We start from the raw sequence: 16,396 nt of genomic DNA on the forward strand, positions 1-16,396 counted from the left end.
GCATAACCTGAATCTGAGGCAGCACCTGGCACGGCTGGGACGGAAGTCGCTGTCGTTCTCAAAATCGGTGGAGCTGCATGACAAAGTCATCGGGCATTATCTGAACATAAAACACTATCAATAAGTTGGAGTCATTACCGCGCACGCGCTGGAGATGGCGGAAACAACGTCCAGCGCCGCGCTGGTCGTGCGTTCGGCATCGCCCGTCGCTACCCCAGGCACGCCCCTTCTTAACCCGCCGGCGGCAAAGCGCATGCCGCCGGTCGTCAATGGCCTGAAAAGCGCCCTTGTTAACTGAGATCGACGCCTTTATAGCCGAACAGCCAGGTAACGATAAACCCTGCGGCCCAGGAGATAACCATGCCCGCAGCGTAAATCGCCATCCCTGCGTAAATGCCCTCACCGGAGGTCATCAGTGGCAGGGAAACCAGGCCCGACGGGCCGAACACGGTGTTTAAACCGACCGGCAGGCCGAGCCAGGCCACCAGGCCGATAAAGAAGCCGCCGCAGGCGCCGCCGATGCAGGCGGTGACGAAAGGCTTCATGCGCGGCAGCGTAACCGCATAAATTAACGGCTCGCCCACGCCCAGCAGCCCCGGAATAATCGCTCCTTTCACCTGGTTGCGCGTCATCGAGCCGTGCGCGGAACGGCAATAAAGCGCCAGCGCCGCGCCGACCTGTCCGCCTCCCGCCATCGCCAGAATCGGGAAAAGCGAGTTAAAGCCCTGTACATCCATCAACGCAAAATAGACCGGGATAAAGCCCTGATGTACGCCAAACACCACGGCGATCAGGAACAGACCGGCCAGAACAGCGCAGCCAAAAGGGTTGCCGTTAAGATGCAGAAACAGCCAGGACATGCCTTTAAACAGTTCTCCGCCGAAGGGCATAATCAGCGTAAAGGTCAACGCCCCGGTAATCAGCAGCGCCAGCGTAGAGGTCAGAATCATATCCAGGCTGTCGGGAATGATTTTGCGCAGCTGCCGCTCTATCCACGCGCCCAGCATCGAGGCGATCAGAACGCCGATGATATTGCCGCGCGGCTCAATGCCCATGCCGAAAAAGTTATCGATGCCGGAGAAATAGCCGGTGGTCGCATCCGGGTTATATCCCAGTAAAAACAGGGAAGCGATAATAGCGCCGTTGACGCCGGAACCGCCGAACGCTTTCTGGGCGTTATAGCCGATCAGGACAGGCAGAAAGGTAAACAGGCCTTTGCCGAAAAGCTTCATATAGCCCACGATATGCGCTATCGCGCCATTTTTATCGGCGGCGCTGGTCAACAGACCCTGCTCAATCAGGGTGGCGAAACCCAGCAGCATCCCGGCGGCGATAAAGCCTGGGATCAGCGGCGTAAAGATGGTGGCGAACTTCGCCAGAAACTGATGCACCAGACTGGTTTGCCGGGCCTTCATCTTTTGTTTTGTCTCGCTGGCCGCCGAGCCGATAGCCTGCGGCCCGGCTGGCGACGCATCCTGCGCCAGCATGATATTCATCATCTCTGCGGCCGTTTGCGCTTTACCGGGGCCGAGCACGATTTGCAGCTGATCGTCACTGTTGATAACGCCCAGCACGCCGTCCAGCGCTTTCAGCTTCTCCTGCTGGATCAGTCGATCGTCATTAAGCGTCAGGCGCAGGCGCGTCATACAGTGTCCGCAGGCCTGGATATTCTGTTTATCGCCAACCAGTTGCAAAACAGTGGCAACAAGCTGTTCCGTGATTTTAGCCATGCTCTGTCCTCCGCCTTTATCGGCGCCGCTTTCTCTTTTTATCAAACAGGAATAATCTATTATTCATTTTTTAAACTAAATGAATAATTTATTCATTTTGAAGTAAATGTGAGCTCTCTCATACAACCCACCCGGCGTCAGCCGCGCTGAAAGCGGCCGTTTACAAGGCATAGCCTTATTGTTCCCGATAGCGCGCGCCGCTTTCCAGCACGCGCATCAGCCGTCCCTCTTCAATATGCGAACCGAACTCCTCCGGCAGAAAAGCGATGCCCAAACCGGCCAGCGCCGCATCTACCCTATGCGCCGAGGTATTGAAAATCAGCTGATCGTCGACCCGTACGTTCACCGGCCCTTCTTTATCATCGAACTCCCAGACATACTTAACGCAGGCTGGGTGACGCCCGGCTGCGTGGATCGCCAGCCGCTGAAAGCCGGTATAAGCGCGACAGGCGGGCCGGGCAGATAAGAATGTTCAACAGCAGCAAGGGGTTTCATCTTTGTGAAAAACCGCTTTTTCGTCAGGCGGGCGGCATACTTTTCGCGCTCTCTCCGGTTCCTGTCTCCTCCGTTTTTACTTTATTCCCGCCCCGACATACTATTTCGCCTTCAGTAACAGCACAGCCCTGTGCGGATAGCCGAAGGAAGCCGGGATGAAAGCGAAGTCGACCACGCTCTATGATGTGGCACAGCATGCAGGTGTCTCTTATCAAACCGTTTCGCGGGTGATCAACCAGGCGGAAAACGTGTCAGAAAAGACCCGGCAGCGGGTGGAAGCGGCGATGGCGGCGCTGAACTACGTGCCGAACCGCGTGGCGCAGCAGCTGGCCGGAAAAATGGGACATACGCTGGGCCTGGCGACGTCCGATCTTTCGCTTCATGCGCCCTCGCAGATTGCAGCCGCGATTAAATCCCGCGCCAGCGAAAGGCGCTTTAACGTGATGATCTCGATGACGGAAAAAAGCGGGCTGGAGGCGGCGAAAGCGGCGATTAACAGCCTGCTGGCGCAGCGGGTGGACGGGATGATCGTGAATATTCCGCTACAGGATGAAGAGGCGAAAAGCCTGGCGGCGCTCTGTCAGGATGTGCCGGCGCTGTTTCTCGATGTTTCGCCGCAGCTGGCGGCCAACAGCGTGCTCTTCGATCCCGACGAAGGCGCGCGGCTGGGCGTAGAACATCTGCTGGCGCTGGGCCATCGCGATATCGCGCTGCTGGCGGGGCCGCAAAGTTCGATATCCGCCCGTCTGCGCTTTGAAGGCTGGCGTCAGGCGCTGGCGCAGCAACAGATCACGGCGATGGCGGTGATGGAGGGAGACTGGAGCGCCCTGTCGGGCTATCAGCAGGTGTCGCGGCTGTTGAATGAGGGCGCGCAGCCTGGCGCGCTGCTGGTAGCCAACGATCAGATGGCGTTGGGCGCGCTGCGGGCGCTTTCCGAAGCGGGGCTGCGGGTGCCGGACGACGTCTCGGTCATCGGTTATGACGATACCGCCGACAGCGCCTGTTTTATTCCGCCGCTGACCACCATCAAACAGGATTTTCGGGCGCTGGGTAAAAGCAGCGTGGAGCGGATGATCGACATGATCCATCAGCCGGAAGCGTCGATCCGTTCCGATCTGCTGCCGGTCAGCCTGGTGGTGCGCAAAACCACCGCCGCGCCAGGCCGCGCCGCGCTTTCTCCGCAGGCGCTGTCAGAGGCGTTGATGCAGCTGGCGCGCCAGGCGGCGCGTTTAAAGGGCTAAGCCCGTTTGGACAGCGGTTTCCTGGCGTTATTTGTGAATCCCGTCACCGATTCCGGTTATGTGGCTTTACAACCCGGCAAGGCAAAATCATATTTCCCTTAAATTGTGAGCGTATCGCAAATTAAGGAACCGGATATGATCGTAAAAGCAGGCTCGCCCGCCGCCTCTCTTAGCGCCGTTCTGGCGCGCCGCGACTGGGAAAACCCGACGATAACCCACCTGAATCAGCTGCCCGCCCACCCGCCGTTTTGCAGCTGGCGCACGCCGGAAGAGGCGCGCGACGACCGTCCCTCCTTACGCCTGCGCAGCCTTAACGGACGCTGGGCGTTCAGCTATTTCACCCGCCCGGAAGCGGTGCCGGAAAGCTGGTTACAGGAAGATCTGCCCGATGCGGAAGACGTCACGGTGCCGTCTAACTGGCAGATGGCAGGCTATGACGCGCCGATCTATACCAACGTGAACTATCCCATTCCGGTGAATCCGCCTTACGTGCCAGAAGAAAACCCCACAGGATGTTATTCGCTCACATTTAACGTCGACGCGGAATGGCTCGCCAGCGGCGAGACGCGCGTGAGCTTCGACGGCGTAAATTCCGCTTTTCACCTCTGGTGCAACGGCCATTGGATCGGCTATGCGCAGGACAGCCGCCTGCCTTCTGAATTCGACCTCAGCAAGGTGTTGCAGCCCGGCGCGAACCGCCTGGCGGTCATGGTGCTGCGCTGGAGCGACGGTAGTTATCTGGAAGATCAGGATATGTGGCGCATGAGCGGCATCTTCCGCGACGTGTCGCTGCTGCATAAGCCGCGCACCTGTATCAGCGATCTTCAGGTGGTAACGCACCTGAATGAAAGCTTCAGCTACGCCGATCTCGATGCGCTGGTGGTGGTGAAAGGCGAAGATTTGCAGGGCGTGCAGGCCACGCTGCAACTCTGGGACGGCGAGGAAAAGCTGGGCGAACGCCAGCAGCCGCTCGGCAGCGAGATTATCGACGAGCGCGGCGCCTGGAACGATCGCACCACGCTGCGCCTGCCGGTCTCCGCGCCAAAACTCTGGAGCGCCGAAACGCCGTCGCTCTATCGTCTGGTAGTGCTGCTGCATGATGCCAGCGGCGCGCTGCTGGAGGCGGAGGCGTGCGATATCGGCTTCCGTAAGGTCGAAATTTCCCAGGGGCTGCTGAAGCTGAACGGCAAGCCTCTGCTTATTCGCGGCACTAATCGTCATGAACATCACCCGGAAAAGGGTCAGGTGATGGATGAAGAGACCATGCGCCGCGATATCCTGCTGATGAAACAGCATAATTTCAATGCGGTGCGCTGTTCTCATTACCCTAATCATCCGCTCTGGTATCGCCTGTGCGACCGTTACGGCCTGTATGTCGTGGACGAGGCAAATATCGAGACGCACGGCATGGAGCCGATGAGCCGTCTGTCCGGCGATCCGGTCTGGTTGCCTGCGATGAGCGAGCGCGTGACGCGCATGGTGCAGCGCGACCGCAATCACCCTTCTATCATTATCTGGTCGCTGGGCAACGAATCAGGCCACGGCGTCAACCATGACGCCCTTTACCGCTGGATTAAATCCAACGATCCGACGCGGCCCGTGCAGTATGAAGGCGGCGGCGCCAACAGCGCGGCGACCGATATCGTCTGCCCAATGTATGCGCGCGTCGATCAGGACCAGCCGTTTCCACAGGTGCCGAAGTGGTCAATTAAAAAATGGATCGGCATGCCGGACGAACATCGTCCGCTCATCCTGTGCGAATACGCGCATGCGATGGGCAACAGCTTCGGCGGCTTCCATAAATACTGGCAGGCGTTCCGCCAGTATCCGCGCTTACAGGGCGGCTTTGTCTGGGACTGGGTTGACCAGTCGCTGATTCGTCATGATGAAAACGGCCAGCCTTACGCGGCCTACGGCGGTGACTTCGGCGATACGCCCAACGACCGTCAGTTCTGCATGAACGGCCTGGTGTTCGCCGATCGCACGCCACATCCGGCGCTGTATGAAGCGCAGCAGGCGCAGCAGTTCTGGCAGTTTACGCTCAGGAGCGAAACGCCGGTCACGCTGGAGGTGACCAGCGAATATCTGTTCCGCCGCAGCGACAACGAACAATTGCTCTGGACGCTGGCGCAGGAAGGCCGCGAGATCGCCTGCGGCGCGGTGACGCTGGATATCGCGCCGGAAGGCACGCAGCGTATCGTGCTGCAAGATCTGCCCGCCGTCGCCACCAGCGGTCAGCTATGGCTGACGGTGCAGGTGCAGCAGATCGCCGCCACCGCCTGGTCCGACGCAGGCCATATCTGCGCCTGGCAGCAGTGGCGTCTGGCCGCGCCGCTGACGTTGCCCGCGCCGAAAACCGTCGCCGCCGCGCCGCAGCTGCGCGTCAGCGAGCGGGAATTTACCGTAGAGCTGGATGCGCAGCGCTGGCAGTTCAGCCGCGAAAGCGGCCTGCTGACGCAGTGGTGGAAAGCGGAACAGCCCGCGCTGTTACAGCCGTTGCAGGATCAGTTCACCCGCGCGCCGCTTGATAACGATATCGGCGTCAGCGAGGCGGCGCGCATCGATCCCAATGCCTGGGTCGAACGCTGGAAAGCGGCGGGCTTTTACCAGATGGAGCCGCAGCTTGAGCAGTGCGAGGCGCAGCAGCTTAGCGCGGAAGTGCTGTTGCGCACCGTTCACAGCTGGCGTTATCAGGGCGCGATCCTGTTTATCAGCCGCAAAACGTATCGCATCGACGGCGATGGCGAGCTGCATATCAGCGTCGACGTAGAGGTAGCGCGCGGCATTCCGGCGCCGGCGCGCATCGGACTTACCTGTCAGCTGGCGGCGGTGCATCCGCAGGTAAGCTGGCTGGGTCTCGGCCCGCATGAAAACTACCCGGATCGCAAGCAGTCCGCCCGCTACGATCGCTGGGCGCTGCCGCTGGCGGCGCTCTACACCCCTTACGTCTTTCCCAGCGAAAACGGCCTGCGCTGCGACAGCGAATGGTTGCAGTATGGCGACAGTGAATGGCGCGGCCGCTTCCACTTCAACCTTAGCCGTTACAGCCAGCGCCAGCTGCATGAAACGTCGCACCGCCATCTGCTGCGCGAGGAGGAAGGCAGCTGGCTCAACCTGGATGGCTTCCATATGGGCGTCGGCGGCGACGACTCCTGGAGCCCCAGCGTCTCGCCGGAATATTTGTTACAGGACAGCCACTATCACTATCAGGTGAGCTGGGTGCGTCGTTAAGGCGCGCGGCACGTTAGCCGGGGCGGGTCTGCCCAGTCCGCCCCGCGATAACTTTAAGGATAATGCTATGTATTACATGAAAAACACCAACTTCTGGATGTTCGGGCTGTTCTTCTTCTTTTACTTTTTCATCATGGGCGCCTATTTCCCGTTCTTTCCCATCTGGCTGCACGATATCAACCATTTGAGCAAGAGCGATACCGGCCTCGTTTTCGCCAGCATCTCGCTGTTTTCTCTGCTGTTTCAGCCGATTTTCGGTCTGCTTTCCGATAAGCTCGGCCTGAGAAAACATCTGCTGTGGATTATCACCAGCATGCTGGTGATGTTCGCGCCCTTCTTTATCTACGTGCTTGGCCCATTGTTGCAGGCCAATATTCTGCTCGGCGCGATTGTCGGCGGCATCTATCTCGGCTTTATCTATAACGGCGGTGCGCCGGCGATTGAGGCCTATATTGAGAAGGTCAGCCGCCGCAGCCGGTTTGAATTTGGCCGCGCGCGCATGTTCGGCTGCGTCGGCTGGGCGCTTTGCGCCTCGATTGTCGGCATCATGTTCACCATCAATAACCAGTTCGTTTTCTGGCTCGGCTCCGGTTGCGCGGTGATCCTGGCGGTTCTGCTGTTTATCGCCAAACCGCAGGCACGGCCCTCCGCGCAGGTGGCGGACACGCTGGGCGCTAACTCTTCGCCTTTCAGCCTGCGCCTGGCGCTGGAGCTGTTTAAAGACCGCAAGCTCTGGTTCCTGTCGCTTTATGTGGTGGGCGTCTCCTGTACCTATGACGTATTCGACCAGCAGTTCGCCAACTTCTTTACCTCATTCTTCACTACCGGCGAACAGGGCACGCGCGTCTTCGGCTACGTCACCACCATGGGCGAGCTGTTGAACGCCTCGATCATGTTCTTTGCGCCGCTGATTGTGAACCGCATCGGCGGCAAGAACGCGCTGCTGCTGGCGGGCGCGATTATGTCAGTGCGCATTATCGGCTCCTCTTTCGCCAGCTCCGCGCTGGAGGTGGTGGTGTTGAAAACGCTGCATATGTTTGAGGTGCCATTCCTGATCGTCGGCTGCTTTAAATACATCACCAGCCAGTTCGAGGTGCGCTTCTCCGCCACTATCTACCTGGTCTGCTTCTGCTTCTTTAAACAGCTGTCGATGATCTTTATGTCGCTATTCGCTGGCTATATGTATGACAGCATGGGCTTCCACGGCGCCTACCTGGTGCTGGGGCTGGTGGCGCTCTCCTTTACGCTGCTTTCCGCCTTTACGCTCAGCGGCGACGGCCCGCTCAGCCTGCTGCGCGCGCGCGGCAAAAATAACGTGAAGCCAGCCTGACGCCCTTTTTACAGGGCGACAGGCCAGCAAGCAAAGAGGCCCGCGCTGTGCATGGCGCGGGCCTCGCTTTTTGTGGCTTAGCCGGTGCGAAACAGCAGCAGGATCTGCGAAAGCCGCTCGAAAAACAGCGCTATCAGATGATAAAAGTAGGGTGCGAGGTGGTTCATCAACAGCAGCAGCGCCAGCATGCCGACGACCAGCGTCAGCGGAAAACCCACCACGAAAATCGACAGCTGCGGCGTCAGGCGATTCAGCAGGCCGAGCGTCAGGTTGATGGCCAGCAGCAGCGTAATCACCGGCAGGCCCAGCCCGACGCCGCACTGAAACACCAGGCCCGCCGTTTGCGGCAGCGCGATAAAGGCGTCGCGGCTGAGCGGCGCGGCGCTTATCGGCAGCAGCTGAAAACTTTCCGCCAGCGCATTCAGCATCAGCAGATGACCGTTAAACAGCAAAAACAGCAGAATGCCCAACAGGTTAAGGATGCGGGAGACCACCGGCATATTCTCGCCGCCGGAGGGATCGTAAAAGGTCGCGAAAGAGAGGCCCATTTGCAGGCCGATAATTTCGCCGGCGTAGCGCACGGTAACGAAGATAAGCTGGATGGTCAGCCCCATCGCCGCACCGATCAGCATCTGCTGGCAGCCCACCCACAGCCCCATCACAGAGATCATCGGCACCGTGTTTTCCGGCAGGCTTTGCCCGATCAGCAGCGTGATAGCCGCCGCCAGCCCGACCTTCACCCGGTTGCCGATCGCCTTATCGTTAAACACCGGCGCCGTGCCGATCAGCGCCAGCACGCGCATCAGCGGCCAGAAGTAATGGCTCACCAGCAGCGGCAGCGCGTCCAGCGACCAGGTCATGGTTTAGCCAATCATCTGCGGCAGATTACCGTAGAGCGCGCGCATATAATCGAGCATGATCGCCAGCATTGACGGTCCCAGCGCGACGGCGACCGCGACGATCACCAGGATTTTCGGGATAAAGCTCAGCGTCATTTCATTTATCTGGGTCGACGCCTGCAAAATGCTGACGACCAGACCGGTCGCCAGCGCCGCCAGCAGCAGCGGCGCCGCAATCATCAGCCCCACGCGGATCGCCTGAAACCCCATAGCCATTACGCTTTCTGGCGTCATGATTCATCCTGCCTAATTGATAAAGGTTTGCGCCAGCGATCCCATGATGAGCTGCCAACCGTCCACCAGCACAAACAGCATTAGCTTGAACGGCAGCGAAATGGTCGCGGGCGGCACCATCATCATCCCCAGCGCCATCAGCACGCTGGCGACCACCAGGTCGATGATTAAAAAGGGAATAAAGACCGCAAAGCCGATCTGAAAGCCGGTTTTCAGCTCGCTGGTGACAAACGCGGGCAGCAGAATGCGCAGCGGCACCTCATCCGGCGAGGCGTAGTTATCCAGCTTCGCCATGCGCGTATAGAGCGCCAGATCGGCTTCGCGCGTGTGGCTCAGCATAAATTCGCGCATCGGCTTGGCCGCCAGCGGCACCGCCGCCTCCAGCGAGATCTTATCCTGCGACAGCGGCAGCCAGGCGTCCTCATAGACGCGGTTAAACACCGGCGACATCACAAAGAAGGTCACGAACAGCGCCAGCCCCAGCAGCACCTGATTAGGCGGCGTCGACGGCGTGCCGAGCGCGTTGCGCAGCAGCCCCAACACGATAATGATGCGGGTGAAGCCGGTCATCATCAGCAGGATCGCCGGTAAAAAGGTCAGCGAGGTGAGCAGCACCAGCGTCTGGATCGGCAGCGACCAGCTCTCGCCGCCCCCGCCGCGCGTTAGCAGAATATCGCCGTTGGCGGCCCAGGCGTGGCCCGACAGCAGCAGCAGCGGCAACAACAGCGCGGCGAACCGGCAACGCTGGCTAAAACGCGCGCTCATTGTTCAGGCTCCGTTTTGCCGCGCTTCAGCAGGCGCTTCAGGGTCAGGGAGAAATCGGGCGCGGCGCTCTCTGTCGGCGTCGTCGGTTTCGCCAGACGTCCAAGGCGCGTAATCGCGCCCGGCGTCACGCCGAGCAGCAGCCGCTCGCCGTCCACATCGACTACCACCAGCCGTTCACGCTGTCCCAGCGAATAGCTCGCTTTGACCGCGATCTGCGTGCCATCCGCACGCACGCGCCCCGCCACGCCGCAGCGCCGCGCCAGCCAGGCGCAGGCGAAGATCAGCAAAATAACCAGCGCCATCGCGCCGCCGATCTGCGTCGCCAGCGAGACTGGCGTTGAAGTATCTGTCACTGTCTGTTCCCGTTCGCGTTCCGACGCGGCATCAGCGGCTTAAGCGCTGCATGCGTTCAGAAGGCGTAATGATGTCGGTGATGCGGACGCCGAATTTATCGGAGACCACCACCACTTCGCCCTGCGCGATTAAGTAGCCGTTGATCAGGATATCGAGCGGCTCACCGGCAAGGCCGTCCAGCGTCACCACTGAACCCTGGCTCAGCCGCAGCAGCTCCTTAATGGTCATTTTGGTGCGTCCCAGTTCGACGGTCATCTTTACCGGGATATCGAGGATCAGCTTGAGGTCCTCGCTGAACGCGGCCACCGGCGCCTCTTTCGGCATTACCGGCGCGGCGGGCTGGCTTTCCGCCGTCATTTGCTCGACCAACGCTTCACCCCAAAGGCTGTCCACAGATGGTTCGTCAGCACCAGACGGTTGTTTGGCGTCACTCATGGGGACATTGCTCCTTATCTAATGACGGTAACGTAGGGTTAAGTAGTTGCTCGACCTTGAGAGCGTACTGGCCGTTTACACAGCCATATTTGCCCGCCAGAACCGGGAAGCCATCCACGCAGGCTTCCACGTAGTCGGGCTTATCCAGCGGGATCACGTCGCCAGCCTGCAACGCGAGGATTTTCGACAGCCGCGTCTGCACTTCAGTGAAGTTCGCCACCAGTTCCAGCTCGGTATCTTTCACCTGCGACGCCAGCACCGTGCGCCAGTGATCATCCTCCTGGCGCGAGTTCTCCAGCGGCGGATTGGTCAACAGCTCACGCAGCGGCTCGATAATGCTGAAGGGGATGCAGATATCGAACTCGCCGCTTTGCGAGCCGATCTCGACGTAGAACGGCGTGGTCACCACGATATCGTTGGGCGAAGAGGTGATGTTGGTGAACTTCACCTGAATTTCGGCACGCACATACTCGGTTTCGAGTTTGAAAATAGAGCTCCAGGCATAGTCGTACGCCTCCAGGGCCATCGACAGCATGCGCTTGATAATCCGCTGCTCGGTCGGCGTGAACTCCCGCCCTTCCACCTTGGTGGGAAAGCGACCGTCGCCGCCGAACAGGTTATCCACCGCCATAAACACCAGGCTGGGGGAAAAGACGAACAGCGCCGTGCCGCGCAGCGGGTTCATATGCACCAGATTGAGGTTGGTCGGCACCGGCAAATTGCGCGCAAACTCATGGTAAGGCTGAATTTTGATATTGCCGGCGGTAATGTCCGGGCTGCGCCGCAGCAGATTAAACAGCCCCATGCGGAACTGGCGGGCGAAACGTTCGTTGATGATCTCAAGCGAATGCAGACGCTCGCGCACCACGCGACGCTGCGTATTCGGATCATAGGGCTTAATCGCGTCCTCGCTGAGACGCTGGTCCGCCGCATGCTCGATTTCGCTATTATTGCCACCGTTCAACAGGCGGTCGATTTCAGCCTGCGATAAAATGCTGTCAGACATGAAAATTACCGTAAAATAAAGGCGTTAAATAAAACGTCCGTGACAACGATGCCCTGTCTGGCGTCCAGCGGTTTGCCTAAAGCCTGTTTAATCTCCTTGATGAGTTTCTCTTTGCCTTCATGATGGGATAATTCTGCCGCGCTAAATTCGGAAAATAACATCAACAGGCGGCTGCGCACCTCCGGCAAATATTGCTCAATCAGCGCCTTATCATTATCGTTGCCGACGCGCAGCGTTAATCCGATATAAAGCACCCGATCGTGCTCTTCTTCGTCAGGCTTCAAGCTAACGGTAAAGGTGTCCAGCGGCACGTAAACCGGTATGACCGACGCAACGGGGTGAGCGGCGACAGGCGCGGCGCCATCGCGTAGCGCGTCAGCGAATCCATAATCAGCAGCACATTCAGCCCCCGATCGCGGAAATCCTCGGCGATGCGCGTGGCGTAATCGGCGCCCTGCATACGCAGAATCGGCGATACGTCAGCGGGCGCGGCGATCACCACCGCGCGGCTCAGCCCCTCTTTGCCGAGGATATTTTCAATAAAATCTTTAACTTCACGGCCACGCTCGCCGATCAGGCCGACCACGATCACATCCGCTTTGGTATAGCGCGCCATCATGCCGAGCAGTACGCTTTTGCCGACGCCGGAACCGGCGAACAGCCCCATGCGCTGACCGCGGCCCACCGTTAACAGGCCGTTGATGGCGCGCACGCCGACATCCAGCACCGATTTAATCGGATCGCGCAGCAGCGGGTTAAAGGGCACTGAAAACAGCGCGCCGCGCTGACGCGTATCGGGCGCGGGCAGGCCGTCCAGCGGACGGGCGCGCGCATCCAGCACGCGGCCCAGCAGGGCGTGGCCCAGCGGCAGCAGCTTGCCTTTGGCGCTGCCGGTATCGGGCGCGTAAACGCGCGCGCCCGGCAGAATGCCGTCGACGTTTTCCAGCGGCATCAGGTAAAGCAGCTGGCCGTTAAAGCCCACGACCTCGCTCTCCACGCTGTCGCCGCCGTGGGCGCTGTCGCGCTCGACCCGACAGAGCGTGCCGATAGGCAACGTCAGGCCGACCGCCTCCATCACCAGTCCGGTGGCGCGGGTTAGCCTGCCGTAACGGCGCGTCGTCGGCAGCGCGGCGATGCGCTGCTCTTTATCCTCAATAGCCTGTAGCCATTGCGAAAGGCGCTGGCTCATGCCGCGTAATCCTCTCGGCAGATCTGACACAGCGCCTGCCAGCTGCCGTTGACGGTCGCATCCAGTTCGCCTTCGGCGGAGGTGATGCGGCAGCCGCCCGGCAGCATGGTTTCGTCGGCGCGCAGCTCCCAGCCCTGCTTCGCCAGCAGTTCGCTCAGCTGCGCCTGTACCGCCGGCAGCTCATCCGTGCTGATCCAAAGCTGTGCGGGCGCCTGGAACAGCGGCTCGGCCTGCAACAGCGCCTGAATTTTTTCCAGCAGGAAGCTGCTGTCGCATGCCAGGCTTTTGCCGATCGCGGCGCGCGCCGCTATCAGCGCCATCTGCACCAGACGCGACGGGATCACCTTCTCCAGATTGTCGACCGAGGTCTGGAAGGATTCCAGCAGTGTGGAGAACTGTGCCAGGATCTGCGCCTGCTGCTCGCGCGCTTCCGCCAGTCCCTGCTCTCTGCCCGCCTGCTGCCCCTGCAAAAAGCCTTCGTCGTAGCCCTGCTTGCGGCCCTCCTCCAGCCCCTTCGCCTGGCCCTGCGCCAGACCTCGCTGCTCCGCCTGTTGCCGCAGGCGTTGCAGCTCCATCTGACGCTGCTGCTCCGTCGGTTCGCCGTCGGTCAACGGAAAAATCTCCGGCAGACTATCCGGCGCGCAGAGATCCTCTGGCTGCCAGCTCTGCCAGGCCAGGGCCGGCTGCGCATCAGACATAGACATCCTCGCTGCCTCCGATATTGATCTCGCCGCTTTCGGCTAAGCGGCGCACCACTTGCAGAATATTTTTCTGCTCCGCTTCCACCTGCGACATGCGCACCGGTCCGCGCACGTTGAGATCTTCGCGCATGATATCCGCCTGACGCTTCGACATATTGCGGAAGAACTTGTCGCGCAGCGGCTGTTCGGCCCCTTTCAGGGCGATAATCAGCGTTTCGTTATCTACATCCTGCAGGATGCGCTGGATGCTGCGGTCTTCTATATCCAGCAGGTTTTCGAACAGGAACATTTCGTCGATGATTTTTTGCGCCAGCTCCTGGTCGAATTCGCGCACCGCTTCGATGGCGGCCTCTTCCTGCTGCGATTTCATCAGGTTAAGAATTTCGGCTGCCGGACGAACGCCGCCCATTTTGCTGCGTTTCAGATTCTGACCGTGCAGCAGGTTGTTCAGCACCTCGGTCAGCTCCTGCAACGCCGCCGGCTGCACGCCGCCGAAGGTGGCGATACGCAGCATGATGTCGTTGCGCTCGCGCTCGTCGAAGCGGGTCAGCACATCTGCCGCCTGCGCGCGTTTCAGGTGTACCAGAATGGTGGCGATAATCTGCGGATGTTCTTCATGAATCAGCTCAAATACCGCCTGCGGCTCCATAAAGTTAAGGGCTTCGATACCGTTGTTGTTGCCTTGCGTATCCAGCAGATCTTCCAGCAGGCTGGAGGCGCGCTCTTCGCCCAGCGCCTGCACCAGCACGTTGCGCAGATAATCGTTGGTATTGATGTTCAGCGCGGCGAATTCGCTGGCGTCGCGCTGAAACTCTTTCAGCGCCTCGCTCAGCTGCTCATGGGTAAAGCCGCTCATGCTGACCATTGCGCCGCTGATCTGCGTCACTTCATGGGTGCTGAGATGACGAAATACCTCGGCGGCGCGCTCTTCGCCGAGCGTCAGCATAATCACCGCGCTTTTTTCGCATGCGTTCATCAAGACTGCTCCTTATTCATCCAGCGGCGGATGACGAGGGCGATAACCTGCGGATCTTGCTCAGCGGTGTTGCGCAGCTGCTGGATATTAACTTCTGTTTCCACACGCTGCTGCGCTTTCGCCTGCTCATGCATTTCCGCCTTACGTAACTGCGCATTCAGCTCTGCCTGACGCGCCTCCTTTTCCAGCTCCAGCTTTTGCAGCGCCAGCTGCTGATGCTTGATCCAGAAAGGTTGCAGCATCTTGCGCCACAGGATCAGCGCCACCAGCGCCACCATCAGGTAACGGCCTGCCGACATCAGCAGATCGATAAAGCCAGGTTCACGCCAGAACGGGATTTCCGGTTCGGTCGGGCTGTCGTTGAACGGCGAGTTGACCACGTTCAGCGTGTCGCCGCGCGCGCTGGAGTAGCCCATCGCCTCTTTGACCAGCGCCTGAATCTGCTCCATACGCTCTTTGCTCAGCGCGACCGGTTTGCCTTCGTCATCGGTCTGATAGTTCACCACCACGGCGACGGAAAGCCGTTCGATGGCGCCCGCGCTGCGTTTGGTGTGGGTGAGCGTACGGTTCAGCTCGTAGTTGGTGGTTTCGTCGTTCTGTCGGTTATAGGGAACGGTGGTCACCGTGCCATTCTGGATGCCGTTCTGCGCGGCGTTAGCCGCGGGCTGGGTAATCGGCGCGGTGGCTGGCGTCGGCGGCTGATTGCTTAACGCGCCCGGCACGCCGCCCGGCCCCGCCTTATTGCCCTGCTCGCTGCTGCTGGCGTGACGGCTGCGCACCGCCATGGTTTCCGGCGTGCCGTTCGGCTGATACTGCTCCGCCGTTTGCTCATGGGTCGTAAAATCGATCTGCGCGGTAACCTGCGTTTTGACGTTCGCCGCGCCCACTACGGGGGCAAGGATCGCCTGAATGCGCTGGCGATAGTCCGCCTCAACCTCGTTGATATATTTCAGCTGGCTGGTCTGAATCGCCCGATCGCCGCGCTGGGTCAGCAGATTGCCGTTCTGATCGACCAGCGTGACGTTATCGGCGTTCAGGCCGGGCACGGCGCTGGAGATCAGCCAGCTGATGGCGCTCACCTGTCCGGCGTCCAGCGCGCGGCCCGCGTTCAGATTCAGCGTGACGGAAGCAGAAGGGGATTTTTGTTCGCGCACGAACAGCGTCTGTTTCGGCATCGCCAGATGCACGCGCGCGCTCTTTACCGGCCCCAGCTTTTCAATGGTGCGCGCCAGCTCGCCTTCCAGCGCGCGCTGATAGTTGATCTGTTCATTAAACTGGCTGAGGCCGAACTTCTCCTGGTCGAGCAGTTCAAAGCCGACCTGCCCTCCTTTGGGCAGACCCTGCTGGGCCAGCTTCAGGCGAGCCTCATAGACGCGATCGGCAGGCACCATAATGGCGCCGCCATGCTCCTGAAAGCGATAGGGCACATTCATCTGCGCCAGCTGCGCCACAATGGCGCCGCCATCTTCGTCGCTGATGTTGCTGTAAAGGGTGCGGTAGTCTGGCGTACGGGCCCAGAAGAATAACGCAATCACCACGGACATCGCGGCCGCAGCCAGAATCATAAATATAAATCTGGGATTTGCGCGAATGCGTTCCAAAGCTGACATTAAATTGAAAGAAGCGTTAATCTTATTACTCTTATTGTTGGCATCCATGCGGTCATCCTGCCTGAAAATAGATGATGCAATCTGCACCATAAGCCGTTAATCAGCACGCCAACTCCAGTAAAACAGGCGCAATGCCTTTTACCGGCACTGCGCCTTTGCAATATTATCCGCCATTTAAGAAAAATATTAACCATTAATAA

General features: G+C 59.6%; 16 protein-coding genes and 2 pseudogenes. 4 read left to right on the top strand and 14 right to left on the bottom strand.

All coding sequences use genetic code 11. The features are described 5' to 3' along the window. Positions 1-124 (top strand): IS1 family transposase (locus tag MYY08_RS09365; protein WP_001680212.1); only part of this gene is annotated, 124 nt, incomplete at its 5' end. Between the two features lie 166 nt (positions 125-290). On the opposite strand, the gene murP is transcribed toward MYY08_RS09365, so the two are convergent. Both murP and MYY08_RS09375 read right to left on the bottom strand, forming a co-directional pair. Beyond that, on the bottom strand, positions 291-1,730 hold the full coding sequence (gene murP / locus MYY08_RS09370) for a PTS N-acetylmuramic acid transporter subunit IIBC (RefSeq protein WP_084971619.1): 1,440 nt from the start codon (positions 1,728-1,730) through the stop codon (positions 291-293). 199 nt (positions 1,731-1,929) lie between these two features. Next, positions 1,930-2,109 (bottom strand): annotated as a pseudogene (locus MYY08_RS09375) (LysR family transcriptional regulator); the annotation flags it as partial. 271 nt (positions 2,110-2,380) lie between these two features. Here MYY08_RS09375 and MYY08_RS09380 point away from each other — a divergent pair. The 3 genes from MYY08_RS09380 to MYY08_RS09390 all read left to right on the top strand — a co-directional run bounded on the left by MYY08_RS09380 (position 2,381) and on the right by MYY08_RS09390 (position 8,027). Continuing rightward, complete coding sequence (locus tag MYY08_RS09380) at positions 2,381-3,466, top strand: LacI family DNA-binding transcriptional regulator (protein ID WP_190296331.1); 1,086 nt, start codon at positions 2,381-2,383, stop codon at positions 3,464-3,466. 135 nt (positions 3,467-3,601) lie between these two features. Next, entirely contained in the window at positions 3,602-6,697 is a 3,096-nt protein-coding gene (locus MYY08_RS09385) for a beta-galactosidase (protein ID WP_190296330.1), read from the top strand. Positions 6,698-6,764: 67 nt separating this feature from the next. After that, positions 6,765-8,027, top strand: coding sequence for an MFS transporter (locus MYY08_RS09390; protein WP_288013965.1), 1,263 nt, complete (start codon positions 6,765-6,767; stop codon positions 8,025-8,027). 77 nt (positions 8,028-8,104) lie between these two features. On the opposite strand, the gene fliR is transcribed toward MYY08_RS09390, so the two are convergent. From fliR to MYY08_RS09450, 12 genes and pseudogenes are all read right to left on the bottom strand, one after another. Further along, positions 8,105-8,887 (bottom strand): flagellar biosynthetic protein FliR, encoded by a 783-nt coding sequence (fliR, locus tag MYY08_RS09395; RefSeq protein WP_190296328.1) that lies wholly within the window; start codon positions 8,885-8,887, stop codon positions 8,105-8,107. Positions 8,888-8,890: 3 nt separating this feature from the next. Next, positions 8,891-9,160, bottom strand: a complete 270-nt coding sequence (fliQ, locus tag MYY08_RS09400; RefSeq protein WP_084971577.1) for a flagellar biosynthesis protein FliQ — start codon at positions 9,158-9,160, stop codon at positions 8,891-8,893. Between the two features lie 12 nt (positions 9,161-9,172). Beyond that, positions 9,173-9,925 carry a flagellar type III secretion system pore protein FliP gene (gene fliP, locus MYY08_RS09405; protein WP_190296327.1) on the bottom strand — a complete coding sequence of 251 codons (753 nt, stop codon included), beginning with the start codon at positions 9,923-9,925 and terminating at the stop codon, positions 9,173-9,175. Continuing rightward, entirely contained in the window at positions 9,922-10,278 is a 357-nt protein-coding gene (gene fliO / locus MYY08_RS09410; RefSeq protein WP_244555356.1) for a flagellar biosynthetic protein FliO, read from the bottom strand. The genes fliP and fliO overlap by 4 nt, the downstream gene beginning before the upstream one ends. 31 nt (positions 10,279-10,309) lie before the next feature. Beyond that, on the bottom strand, positions 10,310-10,714 hold the full coding sequence (gene fliN, locus MYY08_RS09415) for a flagellar motor switch protein FliN (RefSeq protein ID WP_190296326.1): 405 nt from the start codon (positions 10,712-10,714) through the stop codon (positions 10,310-10,312). After that, positions 10,707-11,720 (bottom strand): flagellar motor switch protein FliM, encoded by a 1,014-nt coding sequence (fliM, locus tag MYY08_RS09420; protein ID WP_084971583.1) that lies wholly within the window; start codon positions 11,718-11,720, stop codon positions 10,707-10,709. The genes fliN and fliM overlap by 8 nt, the downstream gene beginning before the upstream one ends. 5 nt (positions 11,721-11,725) lie before the next feature. After that, a complete protein-coding gene (locus MYY08_RS09425) occupies positions 11,726-12,031 on the bottom strand; it encodes a flagellar basal body-associated FliL family protein (protein WP_502888458.1) in 306 nt (101 codons plus the stop codon). A 41-nt stretch (positions 12,032-12,072) separates the two neighbouring features. Next, positions 12,073-12,909, bottom strand: a pseudogene (gene fliI, locus MYY08_RS09430) (flagellum-specific ATP synthase FliI); the annotation flags it as partial. Continuing rightward, complete coding sequence (locus MYY08_RS09435) at positions 12,906-13,607, bottom strand: flagellar assembly protein FliH (protein ID WP_190296322.1); 702 nt, start codon at positions 13,605-13,607, stop codon at positions 12,906-12,908. The pseudogene fliI and the gene MYY08_RS09435, both read right to left, overlap by 4 nt. After that, positions 13,600-14,586: a flagellar motor switch protein FliG gene (gene fliG / locus MYY08_RS09440; protein WP_190296321.1), complete on the bottom strand. Its 987-nt coding sequence runs from the start codon at positions 14,584-14,586 to the stop codon at positions 13,600-13,602. The genes MYY08_RS09435 and fliG overlap by 8 nt, the downstream gene beginning before the upstream one ends. Beyond that, positions 14,586-16,244 carry a flagellar basal-body MS-ring/collar protein FliF gene (fliF, locus tag MYY08_RS09445; protein ID WP_333898002.1) on the bottom strand — a complete coding sequence of 553 codons (1,659 nt, stop codon included), beginning with the start codon at positions 16,242-16,244 and terminating at the stop codon, positions 14,586-14,588. The genes fliG and fliF overlap by 1 nt, the downstream gene beginning before the upstream one ends. After that, on the bottom strand, positions 16,196-16,396 hold a 201-nt coding region (locus tag MYY08_RS09450; RefSeq protein ID WP_288013967.1), incomplete at its 5' end, for a hypothetical protein. The genes MYY08_RS09450 and fliF, both read right to left, overlap by 49 nt.

Source organism: Mixta sp. (assembly GCF_024610815.1).
GTDB lineage: Bacteria > Pseudomonadota > Gammaproteobacteria > Enterobacterales > Enterobacteriaceae > Mixta > Mixta calida.